Annotated in this window: 15 protein-coding genes; 9 read left to right on the forward strand and 6 right to left on the reverse strand. The window is 65.7% G+C overall.

Features of this window, described 5'->3' with window-relative positions; translation table 11 throughout:
• The first annotated feature begins 5 nt into the window (after positions 1 to 5).
• The 5 genes from ABZ942_RS31975 to ABZ942_RS31995 all read left to right on the forward strand — a co-directional run bounded on the left by ABZ942_RS31975 (position 6) and on the right by ABZ942_RS31995 (position 5626).
• Positions 6 to 1610: an acyl-CoA synthetase gene (locus tag ABZ942_RS31975; RefSeq protein ID WP_357388547.1), complete on the forward strand. Its 1605-nt coding sequence runs from the start codon at positions 6 to 8 to the stop codon at positions 1608 to 1610.
• Between the two features lie 110 nt (positions 1611 to 1720).
• A complete protein-coding gene (locus ABZ942_RS31980) occupies positions 1721 to 3313 on the forward strand; it encodes a succinic semialdehyde dehydrogenase (protein WP_357388549.1) in 1593 nt (530 codons plus the stop codon).
• Between the two features lie 35 nt (positions 3314 to 3348).
• Positions 3349 to 4575 (forward strand): cytochrome P450, encoded by a 1227-nt coding sequence (locus ABZ942_RS31985; protein ID WP_357388551.1) that lies wholly within the window; start codon positions 3349 to 3351, stop codon positions 4573 to 4575.
• Positions 4572 to 5057 (forward strand): glutathione peroxidase, encoded by a 486-nt coding sequence (locus tag ABZ942_RS31990; protein ID WP_357388553.1) that lies wholly within the window; start codon positions 4572 to 4574, stop codon positions 5055 to 5057. The genes ABZ942_RS31985 and ABZ942_RS31990 overlap by 4 nt, the downstream gene beginning before the upstream one ends.
• Before the next feature lie 65 nt (positions 5058 to 5122).
• Positions 5123 to 5626, forward strand: a complete 504-nt coding sequence (locus ABZ942_RS31995) for a GNAT family N-acetyltransferase (RefSeq protein ID WP_357388555.1) — start codon at positions 5123 to 5125, stop codon at positions 5624 to 5626.
• 70 nt (positions 5627 to 5696) lie between these two features.
• Here ABZ942_RS31995 and ABZ942_RS32000 read toward each other — a convergent pair whose 3' ends face one another.
• From ABZ942_RS32000 to ABZ942_RS32010, 3 genes are all read right to left on the reverse strand, one after another.
• Positions 5697 to 7061 (reverse strand): NtaA/DmoA family FMN-dependent monooxygenase, encoded by a 1365-nt coding sequence (locus ABZ942_RS32000; RefSeq protein ID WP_357388557.1) that lies wholly within the window; start codon positions 7059 to 7061, stop codon positions 5697 to 5699.
• A gap of 17 nt (positions 7062 to 7078) precedes the next feature.
• On the reverse strand, positions 7079 to 8116 hold the full coding sequence (locus tag ABZ942_RS32005; RefSeq protein ID WP_357388559.1) for an LLM class flavin-dependent oxidoreductase: 1038 nt from the start codon (positions 8114 to 8116) through the stop codon (positions 7079 to 7081).
• Positions 8117 to 8329: 213 nt separating this feature from the next.
• Positions 8330 to 9781, reverse strand: a complete 1452-nt coding sequence (locus tag ABZ942_RS32010; protein WP_357388561.1) for an MFS transporter — start codon at positions 9779 to 9781, stop codon at positions 8330 to 8332.
• Between the two features lie 245 nt (positions 9782 to 10026).
• Between ABZ942_RS32010 and car the strand changes: the two genes are divergently transcribed.
• Complete coding sequence (gene car, locus ABZ942_RS32015) at positions 10027 to 13533, forward strand: carboxylic acid reductase (RefSeq protein ID WP_357388563.1); 3507 nt, start codon at positions 10027 to 10029, stop codon at positions 13531 to 13533.
• 107 nt (positions 13534 to 13640) lie between these two features.
• Here the strand turns inward: car and ABZ942_RS32020 are convergent, their stop codons facing one another.
• Positions 13641 to 14885 carry a glycosyltransferase 87 family protein gene (locus tag ABZ942_RS32020; protein ID WP_357388565.1) on the reverse strand — a complete coding sequence of 415 codons (1245 nt, stop codon included), beginning with the start codon at positions 14883 to 14885 and terminating at the stop codon, positions 13641 to 13643.
• Positions 14886 to 15022: 137 nt separating this feature from the next.
• Here ABZ942_RS32020 and ABZ942_RS32025 point away from each other — a divergent pair, with 137 nt between their 5' ends.
• Positions 15023 to 15931 (forward strand): helix-turn-helix transcriptional regulator, encoded by a 909-nt coding sequence (locus ABZ942_RS32025; RefSeq protein WP_357388566.1) that lies wholly within the window; start codon positions 15023 to 15025, stop codon positions 15929 to 15931.
• Between the two features lie 2 nt (positions 15932 to 15933).
• Here ABZ942_RS32025 and ABZ942_RS32030 read toward each other — a convergent pair whose 3' ends face one another.
• A complete protein-coding gene (locus ABZ942_RS32030) occupies positions 15934 to 17505 on the reverse strand; it encodes a peptidase S1 (RefSeq protein ID WP_357388568.1) in 1572 nt (523 codons plus the stop codon).
• Positions 17506 to 17732: 227 nt separating this feature from the next.
• On the opposite strand from ABZ942_RS32030, the gene ABZ942_RS32035 reads away from it, so the two are divergent.
• Both ABZ942_RS32035 and ABZ942_RS32040 read left to right on the forward strand, forming a co-directional pair.
• A complete protein-coding gene (locus ABZ942_RS32035) occupies positions 17733 to 17960 on the forward strand; it encodes a hypothetical protein (RefSeq protein ID WP_357388570.1) in 228 nt (75 codons plus the stop codon).
• A 43-nt stretch (positions 17961 to 18003) separates the two neighbouring features.
• The gene (locus ABZ942_RS32040) at positions 18004 to 18690 is read left to right on the forward strand and encodes an aquaporin (RefSeq protein ID WP_357388572.1); all 687 of its coding nucleotides are present in this window, start codon (positions 18004 to 18006) and stop codon (positions 18688 to 18690) included.
• A 155-nt stretch (positions 18691 to 18845) separates the two neighbouring features.
• On the opposite strand, the gene ABZ942_RS32045 is transcribed toward ABZ942_RS32040, so the two are convergent.
• On the reverse strand, positions 18846 to 20567 hold the full coding sequence (locus ABZ942_RS32045) for a GMC family oxidoreductase (RefSeq protein ID WP_357388574.1): 1722 nt from the start codon (positions 20565 to 20567) through the stop codon (positions 18846 to 18848).
• Between the last annotated feature and the right edge of the window lie 194 nt (positions 20568 to 20761).

The following is a 20761-nucleotide window of genomic DNA, read 5'->3' on the forward strand; positions in this document are numbered from 1 at the left end:
TTGCCGTGGCACGTAACTTCGCCGACCTGTTCGAGCATTCCGTCGACGCGATGCCCGACCGCGTGGCACTACTCGAAGGTGACCGCCGCCTGACCTTCGCGCAGCTCGACGCGCGCGCGAATCGGCTGGCCGCACACCTGACGGCAGCGGGGATCCACGCGGGCACCCATGTCGGGTTCCAGATGCACAACGGCATCGAGACCATGGAAACGCTGCTCGCCTGCTTCAAGGTTCGAGCCGTCCCCATCAATATCAACTATCGCTACGGCGTCGAGGAACTGCGCTACGTCTACGACAACGCGGACCTGCGAGCACTGGTCTACCACGCCTCCTACGCACCGGCGGTGCACGAGGCAGCGGCACAGGTCTGGTCGCTGCATCACCGGATCGTGGTGCCCGACCACACCGCGGACACGGACCCACCGGTCGACGCCGTGCACTACGAAGACGCGCTCGCCGCCGGTTCCACCGAGCGTGATTTCCCGCAGCGCAGCGCCGACGACCTGTTCATGATGTACACCGGCGGCACGACCGGCCTGCCCAAGGGCGTGATGTGGCGCCAGGAGGACATGTGGCGGGTGCTCGGCGGCGGCATCGACTTCTATACCGGCGTACCGGTGGCCGACGAATACGAGCAGTCCCGTGTCGGCGCGCAGGGGGAGCAGAGCATGTGGTTCGTGCTGCCGCCGCTGATCCACGCCGCCGCCATGATGCCGACCTTCGCCGCGCTGTGGTCGGGCAACGCCGTGCTGTTCGAGCCCCGATTCGATGCGAATCGAGTGTGGCAGGCCGTCGTTCGGCACCGCCCACAGGTCATGGTCATCACCGGCGATGCCATGGCGCGGCCGCTGCTCGACGCCTACCGTGCCGCACCGGTCGACGCATCGGGACTGCTCGCCATCGGCTCGGGTGCCGCGCTGCTGTCGCAACCGGTGAAGAACGAACTGCTGGAACTGTTTCCGTCGGTGGTCGTCACCGACTCGATCGGCTCATCGGAAACCGGTTTCGGTGGAATAGGTTTCGCGCAGAAAGACGACAATCCCGGTCGCGGGCCGCGAGTCCGGACCGGTCGCGGTTCGATCGTCGTGGACGACAACGGCCGACCGGTCCAGCCGGGCGAGGAGGGGTGGCTGGCGAAGAACGGGTCTGTCCCGCTGGGCTACTACAAGGACCCGGTCAAGACCGACAAACTGTTCAAGACCGTCGACGGTGTGCGCATCGTGGTCACCGACGATCGCGCGCGCATCGAGCAGGACGGCTCGGTGACCTTGCTCGGTCGCGGCAACATGGTCGTCAACAGCGGCGGCGAGAAGGTGTTCGTCGAAGAGGTCGAGGGCGTGGTGAAGGCGCACGACGGGATCTACGACGCCGTGGTGGTCGGTGTACCGCACGAGCGGTGGGGCTGGCAGGTCGCCGCCGTCGTCTCGGTCGCCGAACCCGTCGATTTCGCGGCATTGAACACCCACGTGCGCCAGCACCTCGCGGGTTACAAAGTGCCCAAGCAGATCTGGCTGGCCGACGTCATCGCCCGAGCCCCGAGCGGCAAACCGGACTATCGCTGGGCCAAGGACTACACGGCACAGCGCGCACCGGACTATCAGACGGACTGATCCATGAGACTGCGCGAACGCCCACGCCACGCAATAGGAACATGTTCTAATTCGAGTCGAGCACCTGGCCCGATACCTGCGGCGATTCCGCACGTCATGGAGAAGTCCTGATGAGTACAGAGACCACGAAGAGTCCAACGGCCACGCTGCCTGCCCGGATCACCGGAGCGCTGATCGACCGGCTGACCGGTCTGGTCGCCGCCGACGGTACCGCCGCACCGTACTCGATGGTGGAGGTCTACACCGGCGCGCCGGTCGGTGTGCTCCCGCAGTCCACGCCGGACGACGTGATCGCTGCCGCCGCGACTGCCCGTGCGGCACAACAGGAGTGGGCCGCGCTGCCGCTACGACGGCGGCTGCAAGTCTTCGAGCGGATGCACGAACTGATCCTCGCCGAGGTCGAGACCATCGCCGATCTCATCCAGATCGGGTGCGGCAAGACCCGCCGGATGGCCGTCGAGGAATCGTGCGACGTGCCGATGGTCATCAGCCACTACTTGAAAACCGCGCGCCGCGTGCTGCGTTCGAAGCGCCGCGGCGGTCCGATGCCGATCGTGACCACCTCGACCGAGGAACACCGGCCCAAGGGGCTGGTCGCGGTGATCGCGCCGTGGAACTTCCCGTTCGCGATCGCGCTGTCCGACGCGATGCCCGCGCTGATGGCGGGCAACGGCGTAATCCTCAAGCCGGACAACAAGACCGCGCTGTGCGTCCTCTACGGCGTCGAACTGCTGCACCGGGCCGGGCTGCCGCGCGGGCTGGTGCAGGTCGTGTGTGGCGAGGGACCCGATATCGGGCCGAGCCTGATCGACAACGTGGAGTTCGTCATGTTCACCGGCTCGACGGCCACCGGCCGCATGGTCGGCGAACAGGCCGGGCGCAACCTGATCAGCTGCAGCCTGGAACTCGGCGGCAAGAACCCGATGCTCGTGCTGGCGGATGCGAACCTGGACGACGCGATCGCCGGCGCGGCGTTCGCGGTGTTCGCCAACTCGGGCCAGGCGTGCATGCACATCGAACGGATCTACGTGCATCGCAGCCGCTTCGACGAGTTCGTGCGTGGATTGGTCGCTGCCGCTGATGAATTGAACGACAAGATCGGCGCGGCCTACGACTACACGCCGGAACTCGGTTCGCTGGTGTCGGTGCAGCACCGGGATCGGGTTGCCGCGCATGTCGATGACGCCCGCGCCAAGGGCGCCACCGTGCTGACCGGCGGCAAGGTGCGCCCCGACATCGGTCCCGCGTTCTACGAGGCGACCGTGCTGACCGGCGTCACTCCGGAGATGACGCACGCGACGCTGGAGACCTTCGGCCCGGTGGTGAGCGTCTACCCGTTCGACGACGAGCAAGAAGCCATCCGGCTCGCCAACGACACCGACTACGGCTTGAACGCGAGCGTGTGGAGCCGAGACCTGGCCCGCGCCAACCATATTGCCGCCCAGCTCCAGGCGGGCAACATCAACATCAACGACGGGTTCGTGGCGACCTACGCCGCCAAGGGCACGCCGTCGGGCGGGCTGAAGCAGTCCGGCGTCGGGACCCGGCACGGCGATCAGGGCCTGCTGAAGTACACCGACACGGTGAACGTCGGCGTGCTCAAGCGCCAGGTGATGTCGGCCCGCTCCGGGCAGCCGTACGAGAAGCAATTGAAGATCACGCTGCTGTCCTTGCGGCTGATGCGCCGAACAAGACTGCGCTGAGGCGCGGTTCGCAGTACCCATCTGAGGAGGTAGCCGTGGCGACTCCGTCGTTGCCGGCCGGATTCGACTTCACCGATCCGGCGCTCTGGGAAACGCGAAGGCCCGTCGAGGAATTCGCGATGCTGCGCCGGACCGCGCCGGTCTGGTGGAACCCGCAGGCCGATGACCACTCCGGCGGGTTCCGCGACGGCGGCTACTGGGTGGTGAGCACACTCGATGACGTCAAGGAGATCTCGCGCAACTCGGAGCTGTTCTCGTCCGAGCGGAAAGGCTCGATCATCCGGCCGTCCGACGCCACCACGCCGGAGCAGTCGGCGGCGGCGAGCGTGCTGCTGGTGAACATGGACCCGCCGAAGCACTCCAAATTCCGCAAGATCATCACGAAGGGTTTCACGCCGCGGGCGGTGGAAGGATTGCGCGCTGCCCTGACCGAACGAGCGCATGCCATTGTGCACGAAGCGAAACAATCGGGCGGCGGAAACTTCGTCGAACAGGTCGCGTGTGAGTTGCCGTTGCAGGCGATCGCCGAGCTGATCGGCGTGCCGCAGGCCGACCGGCGCAAGTTGTTCGACTGGTCGAATCAGATGCTCAGTTATGACGACCCGGATTACGGGGATCCCGCGCTCGCCTCCGCCGAAATCCTCGGCTACGCCTGGAACATGGCCGAGCAGCGGCGCGGTGCGCCGGCGGGGGATATCGTGTCCGAACTCGTACATGCCGACGTCGACGGCGAGTCGCTCGGTTCCGACGAATTCGGTTTCTTCGTCATCCTGCTTTCGGTGGCGGGCAACGAAACAACACGCAATGCCATCACGCACGGCATGAAGGCATTCGTGGACAATCCGGAGCAGTGGGAGCTCTATCAGCAGCGGCGCCCACGCACCGCGCCCGACGAGATCGTCCGGTGGGCCACGCCGGTGACCGCGTTCCAGCGCACCGCGACCGCCGATACCGAGATCGGTGGGACGCCGATCCGGCAGGGCGAGCGGGTCGGCCTGTTCTACGGTTCGGCCAACTTCGACGAGGACGCGTTCGCCGATCCGTTCACCTTCGACATTCTGCGCGATCCCAATCCCCATGTCGGTTTCGGCGGCACCGGCGCGCACTACTGCGTCGGCGCGAACCTGGCCCGCCTCGAAATCGACCTCATGTTCAACGCCATCGCCGACGCCATGCCCAAGATCACTCAGGTGGCCGATCCGGTACGGTTGCGATCGGGGTGGATCAACGGAATCAAGAATTGGCAGGTCCGATACGAATGAATCTTCGAGACGTACCGCTACAGACGCTGAGCGGTGAATCCGCGACGCTGTCCGAGCTGGTTGGCGACAAGGTAGTGCTGCTGGTCAACGTGGCCTCGAAATGTGGGCTGACGCCGCAATACACCGGACTCGTCGAATTGCAGAAGTCCTACGGCCCGCGCGGTTTCAGCGTGGTCGGCGTGCCGAGCAATCAGTTCATGGGCCAGGAACCCGGCACCGCCGAGGAGATCCAGGAATTCTGCTCGACCACCTATGGCGTCGACTTCCCGCTGCTGGCGAAGACCGACGTCAACGGCGAAAACCAGCACCCGCTGTATGAAACCCTGGTCGAAACCGCCGACGCCGACGGCGCCGCGGGCGACGTCCAGTGGAACTTCGAGAAGTTCCTGATCGACCGCGACGGCAAGGTGGCCGGGCGCTTCCGCCCCACCGTCACCCCCGATGCGGCAGCACTGGTTGCAGCCATCGAATCTCTGCTCTGACTGCACAATTCGAGGCCCGTCCACCAGGACGGGCCTCGAATCATGTTCGGGTGCAGGATTGATACATGGGCCAATCCACACTGCACACCGAGCGACTGACCCTCGCGCCCCTGCGAGCCGAGCACACCGAGGCGGTCATCGAGGTGTTCGCGCACAAGAGCATGAGCACCTACATCGACATCGATTTCAGCGACCCGAACAACGCGCGCGAGATGATGCGGGGCCGGCTCGCCTTCAACGGCCCAGCGGGCATGGGCCACTGGGCATTCCTGGAAGGTGACACCCTGGTAGGCATAGGCCACCTCCGCCCCTCCTGGGAACTACCGGGCGACCTACCTGAAATCGGCTGGTACCTGAGCCCGCACCACGGCGGCCGAGGCCTGGCCACCGAAGCCGCCAAGGCCATCCTCGACCACGGCCTCACCACCCTCCACCTGAACTCGGTCTGGGCACTGGTACACACCGACAACCAACCCAGCCTCGAACTCGCCGCCCGCCTCGGCTTCCTGATCGTAGGCACCGGCCGCCACTACGGCGCCGACCATCGCGTCCACGTCGCGCTTCCCTGAGTCACAACCGCACCACTCCCGATGACCCGCACCGGCAATATTCGGTGGGCGGCATCGGAAATGGTGCGGCTCAGGTGCGGTGAGTGAGAGGGGCGCGGAGGCCGAGGTGGTGGCGCAGGGTGGTGCCGGTGTATTCGGTGCGGTAGACGCCTCGTTCTTGGAGTTCGGGCACCAGCCAGTCGACGATTTCGTCCAGTCCGGTGGGGATGAGGTAGGGGGAGATGTTGAAGCCGTCTACCGCGCCCTGGCGGACCCAGCGGGCCAGTTCGTCGGCTACCTGGGCGGGGGTGCCTGCGAAGCCGGAGCGTTCGGTGGTGGCGATGACTGTCTCACGGAGCGAGAGGTTTTCGGCTTCGGCGCGGGCGCGCCATTCGCGGGCGATCGATTGCGGGTCCTGGCCGTGGCGGGGGGAGCCGCGGGTTTCGGAGATGGGGCGGTGTTCGGGGTCTTCTTTCGGGAGGGGCCCGTCTGGGTCGAGGTGGGACAGGTCGCGGCCCCACACCTGGCCGGCCAGGGAAAGGGCGGTCTGGCCGGTGTATTGGCCGTTCTTGACCCAGCGGACCTTCTCTTCGACCTCGGATTCCTTCTCCGCCAACACGATCTGAGTGCCGGGGAGGATCTTGATGTCGTCCTCGGGTCGGCCCGCGGCGCGCAGGCGGGCGCGGATGTCGTCGGCAAAAGCGAGAGCGTCGTCGAAATGTGTTCCGTGCCTGGAGAAGATGACGTCGGCGTTGGCCGCGGCGAAATCACGGCCGGTGGGGGAGTCACCGGCCTGGAAGATGACGGGATGGCCCTGGGCACTGCGAGGCAACGTCGGGGTGATCTGGACCTGGAAGTGGTCGTTGGATCTCTCGACCGGACGGACCGCGTCCTCGTCGGCCCATGACGGGCTCTGCTGCGAGGAGGCGATGGCACCATCACGCCAGGAATCCCAGATCGCGCGGGCGGTGGCGAGGAACTCTCCGGCCCGCTCGTACCGCAGGGCATGATCCAAATAGCCACCGCGGCGGAAGTTTTCACCGGTCCAGGCGTTGTCGGTGGTGACGGCGTTCCAGCCGGCCCGGCCGCCGGAGATCAGGTCCAGACCGCTGAGGCGGCGTGCCAGGTCGGCGGGCTCGTTGTACGTCGTGTTCTGGGTGGCGACCAGGCCGATGTGCCGGGTGATGCCCGCCAGCGCGGCGAGTTGGGCGATCGCGTCCGGTCGGCCCGCGATGTCGAGTTCGAGGATCTTGCCGTCCTGCTCGCGCAGCCGCAGGCCCTCGCCGAGGAAGAACGCGTCGAACAGCCCGCGCTCTGCGGTCTGCGCGACGCGGCGGAAGGTCTCGAAGTCGATCTGTGAGCCGCTGCTCGGATCGGACCAGATGGTGGTGTGGTTGACGCCCTGGAAGAACACACCGAAGTGGACCTGGGCGTCCGGACGTGGATCATGTGTCATGGTCAGGCTCCTGTCGGTCAGTTCGACGCGGCATAGCGATTGGCGGGGCGGGCCAGGCCGAGGTTCGCGCGCAACGTCGAACCCGGCACCGGGCGATGTGCGACGCCGGTGCGCAGCAGCGCGGGCAGCACCTCGCGGGCGAGCACCGGAAGGTCCTCGTCGATGACGGCGGGGTGCAGGCGCACGCCGTCGAGATGGGTGCTGAGGTGGGTCAGTAGATCGACCAGCTCCGCCGCGGATCCAGAAAAGGCCAGGCGGGCAGGGGAATTCGAGGGTGCTGCGCCGAGCCGTTCGACGGCGGTCGCGCCGGGCGTGTCCAGCGTGACGTCGATTTCGGCGAAAGCCAAGGGTGCTCCCGCACGTTCGGCCGATTCGATAGCGGCGGCCACTGAGTCGGCTGCGACTATCCGGACATCGACGTCACCGTCGGCACCGAACACCACGGGCTGCCCCTGCGGCGGGCGCGGCACGATCGACGGGCCCTTCACCGAAAAGGAAGCACCACGAAAGTCGATGTAATGCAGTTTGTCCCGGTCCAAAAACCGCCCGTTGGGGTAGTCGCGGATCACCGCATCGTCCTCCCACGAATCCCAGAGTCGGCGGGCCACTTCGATGGAATCGCTTTGCTCCCTGGTTAGTTCGTCACCGGTGACCTGCGTGCGCCCCCAGGTCGCCGCGGCCCGCGGGTCGTCGAGCCGTTCGGCAATCCACCCGGCCCTGCCGCGCGACGCATAGTCGAGCGTCGCGATCTGCGAGGAGGTGTGGAACGGTTCGGCGTAGCTGGTGGCGACCGTCGGGACCAGGCCGATGGTGCTGGTGGTCGCCGCGACGAACGAGGCGCGGGTGACCGCGTCGATGCGACCGGCCACGGACTCCGGCGGCAGGATGGAGTCGGCGAATGTGACGAGCGTGAAGCCCGCGTTCTCGGCCGTGGCGACCCGGGTGCGCAGGGTGTCGCCGGTGAGCAGACTGTCCGGCGTGTGGGTGGCGCGGCGCCAGGCCTCCGGATGGAAGCCTTCGCCGTCGAGTTCTATGCCGAGCGCGAAAACGCCCATTCGACACCTTCCTCCGTGCTGCGATCGAGAATTGCGGCAACGAGACCGGTTCGCCCGACTGGCATCTCGACGCCTTTCTGTCCGACTGGCGAAGCAGCCCTCTTGAGCATGCGTTCGATCGCGGGCGGCCGCGACGGTTTGCGTCGTGCTGATTCGAAGCCGGACAGCACTGATCCCGGGCCACCAGGTGACCCGGGATCAGTGCGGTGCGTGCTATCGCGCCGCGCGGGCCGACAGACCCGCCGCGACCAGCACGGTCACCCCTTCCGCGATGGCAGTGCCGCCCAGCGCGTGCGACGCGGACAGCGCCGTACTGCCCGCCAGGCCGAGGAACAGCGTGCCGAACGAGGCGATACCGACGACGATGCCGAGCTGCACATTCGTCACGAGAATCCCGCTGGCGTCCGCCGCCAGACTCATCGGCACTTTGGCCAGCGTCCGCGTCATCAGCGGGCTGAACGCGAGTCCGTTGCCGACGCCGCAGAGCGCGAGCAGTACCAGTACGAGCGGGCCCACGTCGGCGCCGTTGCGCAGCAGCGCACCGATCGCGACCATGCTCGCCGCAGCCAGCACCAGGCCGAGCGGAATCATCTTGGCGTGGAACCGATGTGGGATGCGCTCCCAGTTCATGCCCGCGATCGCGAACGTCACGCCCAACGGGATGAACATCAGCCCGGCATGTAGCGCGCTGTAACCGAGCGTGCTCTGCAGATGGATGGCCATCACGAACATCCAGCCACCGAACGTCGCCATCACCACGAACAGGGTCGCCGCGGTCAGCAGCAGTCCCGGCGCGGCGAGCACGCGATGCGAGAACAACGGCTCACCGTCGCGTGCCGCCACCGCCCGCTCGATCCCGATGAACGCCGCGAAGGCAAGCACGCAGGCGCCCAATGAAATCCAGGACCACAGCGGCCAGTTCAGCTCTCGGCCGAGCACCAGTGGAAGCACCAGGGCCAGGACGGCGGCGGTGAGCATGGTGAGTCCGGCGAGGTCGAGCTTACGATCGAAACGCTGGGTCACCTTGGGCAGCACCCGCGGCGCGACCACCAGCAGCGCGAGACCGATCGGCACATTGACCAGGAACACCCCGCGCCAGCTGCTGCCACCCACGTCGGCGCTGACGATCAGCCCGCCGAGCACCTGCCCGGCGACCATGCCGCCGGAGATGATCGCGGAGTACACGCTCAGCGCCTTGGCCCGCGCGTTCCCGGTGAAGTTGCGCTGGATGAGTGTCATGATCTGCGGCACCATCGCCGCCGCCCCGACACCCTGGGCGAAACGGAACACGATGAGCGATATTTCGTTCCAGGCCAGCCCGCAGACCAGCGAGGCGAGCGTGAACAGCGCCAAACCGGCGATGAACATCCGCCGCTGACTGAATCGGTCGCCGAGCCGGGCGCCGGTCACCAGCAAAACGGCATAGGCGATCACATAACCGGCCACGATCAGCTGCAAAGCCGCGCCGGAGGTGTGCAGGGAACTGCGAATCGAGGGAATCGCGACATTGACGATGGAGGCGTCGAGCACGGCCATGAACTGACCGGTGAGAATCACTGCGAGGATGGCAAGGGTGCGCCGCGCACCGTACGCGGCGGGTGGTGCTGCCGGGGGCGCGGTAACCGGCTGTGCGGCTGCCGAATCCGGCGACAAGATCTGCGTCATGCACTGATCTTGCGGGCGGTCCGACACCAGTAACAGGAGCCCATTAAAACTGGTACCGGCAACACCTGGATAAGTGCGCGTGGAACGCGAGGAATGTCCGCTATACGGCATATTATTCCTGTCAGGTGTGGCGGATACCACCATTTTCGTCGCTAGTGCACGCCCTTTTCCGAAATACTTAGGCAGGCTAACCTGTTTGAAAAGTTGCAGGGCGTTTCTAACTTTCTCAGCGAGGGAGATTTGCCATGGCGGTAGGTACACGGGACGAACGGCTGAAGAGCCGTATCGCGCAGTTGTTCGCCGAAGATGAACAGGTCAAGGCGGCGCTGCCGCTCGAGGCGGTCACCGCGGCGGCGCGAGAACCCGGATTGCGGGTGGCGCAGGTCATCGACAGGGTGATGCAGGGCTACGCGGACCGTCCTGCCCTCGGTCAGCGTGCCTTCGAACTGGCTACCGATGACGCGACCGGCGCCAAGTCGGTGCGGTTGCTGTCCACGCTCGAGACCATCACCTATGGCGAACTCTGGCAGCGGGTCGGCGCGGTCTCGACCGCGTGGCAGCGCGATTCCGAAAAGCCTTTGCACCCCGGTGATTTCATCGCACTGCTGGGCTTCACCAGCATCGACTACACGACGCTCGATCTGGCCACGGTGCACCTCGGCGCGGTCACCGTGCCGTTGCAGGCCAGCGCGGCGGTATCCCAGCTGACCGCGATCCTCACCGAAACCGCGCCACGGCTGCTGGCCTCGACGCCGGACTACCTCGCGGCGGCCGTCGACTGTTTGCTCGCCGGCACCTCGCCGGAGCGACTACTCGTATTCGACTACCACCCCGAAGACGACGCGCAGCGCGCCGCATTCGATGACGCCCGTCGGCGCCTCGCCGACGCGGACAGCTCGGTGACCGTCGAAACTCTCGACGAGGTACTCGAACGCGGCAGCGCACAGCCGCAAGCGCCGTTGTTCGTCCCGGCCGAGGATGACGACCCGCTCGCGCTGCTCATCTACACCTCGGGCAGCACGGGCACGCCGAAGGGCGCGATGTACACCGAGCGGTTGACCAGGGTGATGTGGCAGGGCGGGCAGCCCGGCGTCGGGATCAATGTCAACTACATGCCGATGAGTCACATCGCCGGACGCCTGTCGATGATCGGCGTGCTCGCCCGCGGCGGCACCGCGTATTTCGCGGCGAAGAGTGATATGTCGACGCTGTTCGAGGACATCGCACTGGTGCGGCCCACCGAGATATTCTTCGTGCCGCGCCTGTGCGACATGATCTTTCAGCGCTACCGCAGCGAGATGGACCTGCGCTCGGCCGCCGGCGTGGACATCGCGGCCCTCGATGAAGAGGTGAAAACCGAACTGCGGCAGAACTTCCTGGGCGGGCGCCTGCTGGGGGCGATCGTCGGCAGCGCGCCGCTGTCCGCGGAGATGCGGACGTTCATGGAGTCCGTGCTCGACGTGCAACTGCACGATGGGTACGGCTCGACCGAGGCGGGCGCCGGCATCATCATGGACAACCGGGTCCAGCGGCCGCCGATCACCGACTACAAGATCGTCGATGTGCCCGAGCTCGGCTACTTCCGCACCGATCAGCCGCATCCGCGCGGTGAGCTGCTGGTCAAGGCGACAACCCAGATTCCCGGGTACTACAAGCGACCCGAGGTCACCGCCGAGATCTTCGACGAGGACGGCTTCTACAAGACCGGTGACATCGTGGCCGAGCTCGGGCCCGATGAGCTGGTGTATGTCGACCGTCGCAACAACGTGCTCAAGCTGTCCCAGGGCGAGTTCGTGACCGTCGCTCACCTCGAGGCGGTGTACGCCACCAGCCCGTTGATTCGGCAGATCTACATCTACGGCAGCAGCGAACGGGCCTACCTGGTCGCGGTGATCGTGCCCACCGACGCCGCGCTGCGTGACTACGACACCGACGCCTTGAAAACGGCGCTGACCGAGTCGATTCAGCAGCTGGCCAAGGACGCGGGCCTGCAGTCCTACGAGGTTCCCCGCGAATTCCTCATCGAGACAGAACATTTCACCATGGAGAACGGCCTGCTCTCCGGCATCGCGAAGTTGTTGCGCCCCAAGCTGAAGGAACGCTACGGGCAGCGGCTCGAGCAGATCTACACCGATCACGACGCGCGGCGCAGCGACGAGCTGCTGGAGCTGCGCCGGGAAGCCGGTCGACGTCCGGTGCTCGAGACGGTCGGTCATGCGGCCCGAGCCATGCTCGGCCTCGCCGCCACCGAGTTGCGCCCCGACGCGCACTTCACCGACCTGGGCGGCGATTCGCTGTCGGCGCTGTCGTTTTCGAATCTGCTCAACGAGACCTTCGGGGTCGAGGTGCCGGTCGATGTCATCATCAGCCCGGCGAACAACCTCCGGGAGATCGCGAAATACATCGAGACGGAACGTGATTCGAGCGCGAAGCGGCCAACCTTCACCTCCGTGCACGGTGCTGGGTCGCAGATCCTGGCCGCCGATCTCACGCTGGACAAGTTCATCGACGGCCGAACCCTGGCGGCCGCCGACACGATTCCGCATGCACCCGTCCCCGCACAGACGGTCCTGCTGACCGGCGCGAACGGCTACCTCGGCCGCTTCCTGTGCCTGGAATGGCTGGAGCGACTGGACAAGTCGGGCGGCAAGCTGATCTGCATCGTGCGCGGCACTGACGCGGCGGCGGCCCGCAAGCGGCTCGACGCGGCCTTCGACAGTGGCGATCCGAAACTCGTCACGCACTACCAGGAACTGGCCGCCCGGAACCTCGAAGTGCTCGCGGGTGACATCGGCGACCCGGATCTCGGTCTGGACGAACCGACTTGGCAGCGGCTGGCCGACACCGTCGACCTGATCATCCATCCGGCCGCGCTGGTGAATCACGTGCTGCCGTACCGCCAGATGTTCGGCCCCAATGTCGTTGGTACGGCCGAAATCATCCGCCTGGCGATCACCTCGCGGCGCAAGCCGGTCACCTACCTGTCCACCGTCGGGGTGGCCGATCAGGTCGAGCCCGCGGCGTTCCAGGAGGACAGCGACATCCGCGAGATGAGTGCGGTGCGGACCGTGCGCGAGGGCTACGCCAACGGCTACGGGAACAGCAAGTGGGCGGGCGAGGTTCTGCTGCGCGAGGCGCACGATCTGTGCGGGCTGCCGGTCGCGGTGTTCCGTTCGGACATGATCCTCGCCGACCGGCGCTACGCGGGCCAGCTCAACGTGCCCGACGTGTTCACCCGGCTGATCCTCAGCCTCGTCGCCACGGGCATCGCGCCGTATTCGTTCTACCGAACCGACGCCGAAGGAAACCGCCAGCGGGCCCACTACGACGGTCTCCCCGCCGACTTCACCGCTGAGGCGATCACCACCCTCGGCATCAAAGCCACCGACGGCTTCCAAACCTACGACGTGCTCAACCCGCATGACGACGGCATCTCGCTGGACGAATTCGTCGACTGGCTCATCGAATCCGGTCGGCCGATCCAGCGCATCACCGACTACGCGGACTGGTTCACCCGTTTCGAGACGGCAATCCGCGGTCTGCCCGAAAAACAGCGTCAGGCCTCAGTTCTCCCGCTGCTCGACGCCTACCGCCGCCAGGCTCCAGCCGTCCGCGGCGCCGTCCTGCCCGCCAAGAAGTTCCAAGCCGCCGTGCAGGCCGCAGAGATCGGCGCGGACAAGGATATTCCGCACTTGACGGAGGCACTGATCGACAAGTACGTCAGCGACCTGGAACTGCTACACCTGCTCTGATTCCTGCAGCAGGACAACAGAAGCGGCGAGACGGGCACGATTCGGCCGTCTCGCCGCTTCCGTATCCGATCAAACCAGCAGGGACGCGAACGCCTCGAGCATGGCGTTCACACCGGCGCGCACACCTCGTCCCTGACCTCGACACCCTGGCGATGGAGCCGAAGCAGAACCAGTCCCGAGCTGATGAGCACGATGGCGTACACGATGACAAAACTGTTGATCAGAATCTGCGCACCCGGCCACCACGGCGGGAACAGGAACAGCCCGACGACCACATAGTTCGGGTCGTACTCCCACGTCCACGCACCGATCGAGGCGAAAAGTGCTGCGGCGACGAGCCACCAACCCCACCGGGATTGCGCTTTGTGCACCAGATAAACGAACAGCGGAACAAACCACACCCAGTGGTGATCCCAGGAAAACGGGGACACCGCGCAGGCGGTGAGTCCCGCCAGGGCCACCGCGAGCAGCCGTTCGCCGCGCCGGAACAGACCCGCGGTAATCGCCAAGCTCACCAGCGTGACAGTGCCCGCGATGAGCAACCACAACCACAGCGGCGCGGGGTGGTGGGTGAGGTGCGCGATGGCGCCGCGGATCGATTGGTTCGACGGATGCATGTCGTCGGCGATCCGATTGGACTGGAAGAACGTCGAAGTCCAGTACTGCTTGGAGTCGGTGGGCAGCACGACCCAGGCGAGCACGATCGACGCGACGAAGGTCGCGACCGCGGTGCAGGCCGACCGCCATTGGCGCAGCACCAGGAACTGCACGACGAAGTAGGCCGGAACGAGCTTGATGCCCGCCGCCAGGCCGACGCCGATGCCGCGCAGCTTGCTCCGGTCGGAGCGGGAGAAGTCCCACAGCACCAGGAACATCAGCATCAGGTTGATCTGCCCGTAGAACAGCGTGGTGCGGACAGGTTCGATGAACGCGCAGGTGATCGCCAATAGCGCGCTGACCGCGGTGAGTTGGGCGTTGATCCGATATCCGAGGATGCGCCAGCTCAGCAGCACACAGCCGCAGAGCACGATCAGGTTCAACACCAGCCAGGTGTCGGCGACCCACGACCACGGAATCGCCACGATGGGTATGAAGGCGATCGTCGAGAAGGGGGTGTAGGTGTACAAGAGCCCAGCGATGGTCGGCTCGGTATAGAGCGGCTGTCCGTGCAGGATGCGCCAGGCGCCGTCCCGATACACGTGCACGTCCAGCCCACCGTCCAGGATGCCTGCCCGGTCCAGCCACGGGTCGACCGTGGTGAACAGCAGGATCACCGCCAGGGCGGCACTTGCGGCCAGTATGAAAAGCGTTGGGCCCGAGCGTGGAAACTCCAACATCCGGGACTTGGGCACAAGTGATCAACTTACCGAATAACTCGAGCCGGAGCACGCCCCGAAGGCTCGGGTCGCGTTCGAATGCCGGATCGCCGCCGTAAAACGGGTACTAGCAGCACCTGGATACCGCTAGTGATTTCGGGCACGATCATGAGATGACCGATGTGCTGGATGTCCGGGCGGTGCGCAAAGCGCGTCGCGCGGAGCTGGGAACGTTCCTGAAGTCGCGCCGCGCCAAGATCTCGCCGGACGACGTCGGGCTGCCACCCGGCCCGCGCCGCCGCACGCCCGGGCTGCGGCGCGAGGAGGTCGCGCAGCTGTCCGGCATCGGAGTCACCTGGTACACCTGGCTCGAGCAAGGACGTCAGATCAACGTCAGCGTGCAGGTGCTCGACGCGGTGGCCAGGACGCTCGCGCTCGACGATGCCGAGCGCGGTCATCTCTATCGGCTCGCCAATGTGCCGACCGTGCCGAGCCCGCACTCGAGCACCGCCCTGCCCGAGGAGATGCAGACCATCCTCGATCACTTGGCGCCGCTGCCCGCGGCGGTGTTGAGTGCGCGATATGACGTCTTGGCGTTCAACGACTCCTATGCGGCCCTGTGCCCACGTTTCCTGGCGGGGGAGCGCAATGTCGTGCGGCGGGTATTCCTCACGCCGCCCTGCTGCAACACCTACCGGAGCAGCCGGGACGATCTGCGCCGCATGGTCGCCTACCTGCGCGGCGCCTACGCGAAGAACCTCGACGACCCGAGCTGGCAGGAGTTCATCGAGGAAATGTGCTCCGAGAGTGCGGACTTCGCCGCGCTGTGGGCGCGCAACGACGTCGCGGTCCCGTCGAACCGGATCAAGCAGCTCCGCCACCTGGCCATCGGCGAGCTGGAAATGTTCATCACCAGCATGTCGTTGCCCGTCGTGGCCGGCGCGTGGGTGCAGATCTACACCCCGACCGACGAAACCCAATGGGCCCAACTTCGACTGCTGCTCGCGATGAGTCCGGAGGAGCAGCGCGAGCCCTGGGACGAGCACCGGCGGCGGTATCACTCGGTGCCCGCCGCGGTGTGAGCTCAGCCCTTGCTCTTCCACAAGGTGAGGATGCGGCTCATCGCGGCCCGGTCGCTGGTCACGATGTCGTACAGCTGAACAAGATCTTGCTTGAGCGCGGTACGCGAATTTCCGTCCAGGTACACCATGTGACCTGACTCGTAGAAACGGATCGACAGGTTCTGGCGGACCGTCGGATCGTCGAGCGGCATCTGCTGCAAGTCGAGCACCGTCTGATACTGCGGCGTGACGAAGTCGTAGTAGCCGTTGGCCGACAGGACTTTCAGGTCGACGTTTATCGCCATCAGCGCGGCCAAATCGCCTGCAGTGTAGAAAGCGTCGGGCCCGTGCTTCGTGCCGGTCGGGTCGACGTGGCTGTAATCCCAGTTCAGGAACACCTGATCATTGAGGTCGGTGAAAGCCGAGTCCGACGTGAACTTCAACTGTTCTTCGAGATACCAATTCCACATCGCGGTGTAGACGCCGGACACGGCCGCCATAGTCGGATCGTTGCCGCCGGAGTTCGGGTCGACCTTGCCTGCGATACCGGAATCGATCCCGGTGACCCGGCCGTCGTACGCGCCGACCGCGCGGTTGCGATCCTGCAGCAGCGTCGTCAAGAACGGCCAGCCGATGTAGAGACTCCACGAGGTCAGCACGATCTTGTCGATGCCCGTGTACGCCGCGAGCTTGTCGATCACGGCCGGATCGACCTTCGGAAACGCTTGCAGCGCAGCGAGATAGTCGCCGGTGGCGAACTGCTCGACCTCGGCCAGGAACGTGGCCAGGTCGGCGGACGGCGGGGTGATGCCGAGCCGTTTGTGATACCAGGCGTCGGCAGCGGCCGTCGGCAACAGGCCGATCGGGTTGCCCGACTGCCGGTAGTCGAGGATCGACGACAACAGGGTGATGCCGTTCAGGTCGACGCCGTCCTCGTGCAGCCGGTAGGCGAGGACGCAACTGCGTGCGGTGCCATACGATTCGCCGAACAGAAATTTCGGCGAGTTCCATCGGGAGTTCTTCGTCAAGTAGCGCTTGATGAACTGCTTCAGCGACTCCGCGTCCTGATCGACACCCCAGAAATCCCGATTCTTATGTGGCGCAACGGCTGCCGAGTAGCCGGTGCCGACGGGATTGACGAACACCAAATCGCTTGTGTCGATGAGACTGTCGGGGTTGTCCTCCATGGAATACGGTGCGGGCGGCGTGAAGTCGGGCATTTTGGTTTTGATCCGCCGCGGCGCGAACGAACCGAGCAGCACGAACACCGCCGAGGAACCCGGACCGCCGTTGTAGAAGAACGTGACCGGTCGCGTCTCTTCCCGCTGTGCGTCTTTCGTGAACGCGACATAGAACATTTTCGCGTTCGGCATCGAGCTGCTCGGATCGACCGTGACGAGGTGACCCGCCGTCGCGGTATACGGGATCTCGTTGCCGTCGATGGTGATCGTGTGATGGGTGACGGCCGCGCTTTCGGCGGTGTCGGTGACGTTGTCGTCCGGGCCGTTGCCGTACACCACCGGATCGAAGAACGCCTGATCACCGCCATCCGCTGGAGTGGTCGAACCGTCATCGGAAACGGAGTGAATGCGCATCGTAACCCTCCCCAGGGGTGGACAGCTTGCTATCAACCATACAAGCCTGGCCGCCGGCGGGGGTGGACCGTTCCGTGTAGTGGAACGCCCGCGCTGCCGCAGATCCTCGCTGCGCTGGCAAACGTGGCGCGAATACTCTTCCAGGCTGAACCATCCTGGCGGGCAATACGTTTCAACAGAATGGCGGTGTCTGCCGACACCGTGTGCGGACCATGATCGGAACAGCCATGGCATCGGACACCCCGTGCGTTTGTCGATTTCCCCTCGCCTACGACGCCGAAGCCCGGGCCTTCTGGGTGTGCGGACACCCGTTGCCGATCGTGACGCAGGACGTCTCGGACTACTGCGAGCAGATCTGCCTGGATCCCGACGCGCGACTGCGTCGACACGACCAGTTCGCCGCGCGTGCGCGTGCCAGGGAACTGCGCTCGGCCACCGCCGACACGAGCAAGTAGTTGCTGAAGAACAGCAATCGATGGTTGGAATGGAGACAGAAGAATGACTACCTCAGCCCTGGATAAGACCGCCGTACCCCTCGATACACCCGGTTGGGATATTGCACGCAAGCTCGTCGTCGAAGGGATCGGCACGTTCTTTCTCGTCTTCACCGTCGGCGCGGCGGTGCACAGCGGGAGTTCGCTCGCGCCACTGGCGATCGGCGCGGTCCTCATGGTCATGGTCTACGCGGGCGGCCACATCTCCGGCGCGCACTACAACCCAGCGGTCACCTTGGCGGCACTGGTCCGCGGCCGAATCAAACCACTTGTCGCCGTTGGCTATTGGCTCACCCAGCTAGTGGCCGGACTGATAGCGGCAGTGGTCGTCCGCATCGTCGTCGGCGGCCCATCGGGTCACGCGCTGAGTCCGTCGGGTCATCTCCTGGCCGACGCCCTCGTCGCCGAACTCGTCTTCACCTTCGCCCTCGCCTACGTCGTACTCAACGTGGCGACCAGCGCCGATCACCCCAACAACTCGTTCTACGGCCTGGCCATCGGATTCACCGTTGCCGCCGGAGCCATCGCAGTAGGCGGCATCTCCGGCGCTGCCTTCAACCCCGCAGTCCTGCTCGGCGGCATGACAATGGGCCTCTTCGGCACATCAACCCTGCTCTACCTGATCGTCGAGTTGCTGGCCGCCGCCGCAGCGGGCCTGGTATTCCGCATGCTCAACCCAGCCGACGCCTAGCCGCCGCCCGCTCTGCTGGCTTATGAATCCAGACGTGGGAAGCGGGTGCGCGTGAATCGCCCTCCGTCACCCGCACGGGACTGTCCCGTTGCCCGGCATGCTGTCCGCCGGATCATCGGGTCTTCGTCGAACTGTCCAGAACCGGTGGGCGACGATCAGCCCGCGGCGGACGTCTTCGTGATCTGCACGATCGGAAGCACCAGTGCGGCAGGCGCATTCGCGGGCACCACCGGCGCGGCCGGTGCGACCGGGGCGATCTGCTGGTAGGCGGCGCCGAGCGGGGGCCGGGTGTCGATCTCGCCCTTGTTCGGCCAGTAGGCGGCGGCGCGTTCGGCCTGGGCGGTGATGGTGAGCGACGGGTTGACGCCGAGGTTGGCCGAGACCGCCGCGCCGTCGACGACGCTGAGCGTCGGATAGCCGAAAACGCGGTGGTAGCCGTCGATTACGCCGTGCTCGGGGTCCGCGCCGATCACCGCGCCGCCGAGGAAGTGGGCGGTGAGCGGGATGTTGAAGATCTCGCCCCAGCTGCCGCCCGCGATGCCGCCGATCTTGGCGGCCACCCGACGGGTGACGTCGTTGCCCACCGGGATCCAGGTCGGATTCGGTTCGCCGTGGCCCTGTTTGCTGGTCAGCTTGCGGCCGAACAGTCCGCGCTTGGTGTAGGTGGTGATCGAATTGTCCAGGTGCTGCATGACCAGCGAGATGATGGTGCGCTCGCTCCAGTCCTTGGTGCTCAGGAAGCTGAAAAGGTTCATCGGGTGACGCAGTACGAGGCCGAGGAAGCGCAGCCAGCGCGGAATGCGACCGCCACCGTCCACCATCAGCGTCTGCAGCAGGCCCATGGCGTTGGAGCCCTTGCCGTAGCGGACCGGCTCGATGTGGGTGTCCGGGGTGGGGTGGATGGATGAGGTGATCGCCACGCCCTTGGTGAAATCGACTCCGGGCGTGACGTTCTTGGTCGCGGCACCGACGATCGACTCGGAGTTGGTGCGGGTCAGCTGGCCGAGCCGATCCGAGAGCTCCGGCAGTGCGCCCTTGTCCTTCATGGCGAACAGCAGCTGCTGAGTGCCCCGAGTGCCTGCCGCGAGCACGACGTTCGCCGCGGTGTAGGTCTTGGGCTGCTTGCGCACCCAGGCGCCGGTGCGCGCGGTGGACACGTCCCAGGTGCCGTCCGGGTGTGGCCGCAGATCGGTGACCGTCGTCATCGGAATGACTTGTGCCCCGGCCGTTTCCGCGAGGTAGAGGTAGTTCTTCACGAGCGTGTTCTTGGCGCCGAACTTGCAGCCGACCATGCAGTCACCGCATTCGAGGCAGCCGGTGCGCTCGGGGCCGACGCCGCCGAAGTACGGGTCCGCCACCGTCTTTCCCGGTTCGCCGAAGAACACACCCACCGGGGTCTGTACGAAGGTGTCGCCGACACCGAGGTCGTCGGCGACCTGCTTGAACACCTCATCGGCCGGGGTCATGTGCGGGTTGCGCACCACGCCGAGCATCTTCTGGGCGCGTTCGTAGTACGGCGCGAGCTCGGTCTGCCAGTCGGTGATGTCGCGCCACTGCGCGTCCAGGAAGAACGGCTCCGGCGGCACATACAGTGTGTTGGCGTAGTTCAGCGAACCGCCGCCGACACCGGCGCCGCCGAGGATGAGGACATCGCGCAGCAGGTGAATGCGCTGGATGCCGTAGCAGCCGAGCTTGGGCGCCCAGAGGAACTTCTTCAGATCCCAGCTGGTCTTGGGCAGTTCGTCGTCGGCGAACCGCTGGCCCGCCTCGAGGATGCCTACCTTGTAGCCCTTCTCGACCAAGCGCAGCGCGGTGACGCTGCCACCGAACCCAGAACCGACGATGAGAACGTCGAAATCCGTTGCTCTCTGGTCCATAGGAAACTCCTCGATAGGTCGCCAGTGACTCGAATAACACTACTACTCAGTAGGTTGTGCGCCGAACCAGGGCGGGTGGCGTGGTCTTGTGTCGACGCCACCCGCTTTCCGCGCTCAGGACTGCGACTTCTGTCAGGCGACGGAAGCGACCTTCAGCCAAGTGAGAGCAACGCTCTCTGTTGTTGACAATGCTC

Origin of the sequence: Nocardia sp. NPDC046473 (genome assembly GCF_040645995.1) — a bacterium.
In the GTDB taxonomy this organism is placed as follows: domain Bacteria; phylum Actinomycetota; class Actinomycetes; order Mycobacteriales; family Mycobacteriaceae; genus Nocardia.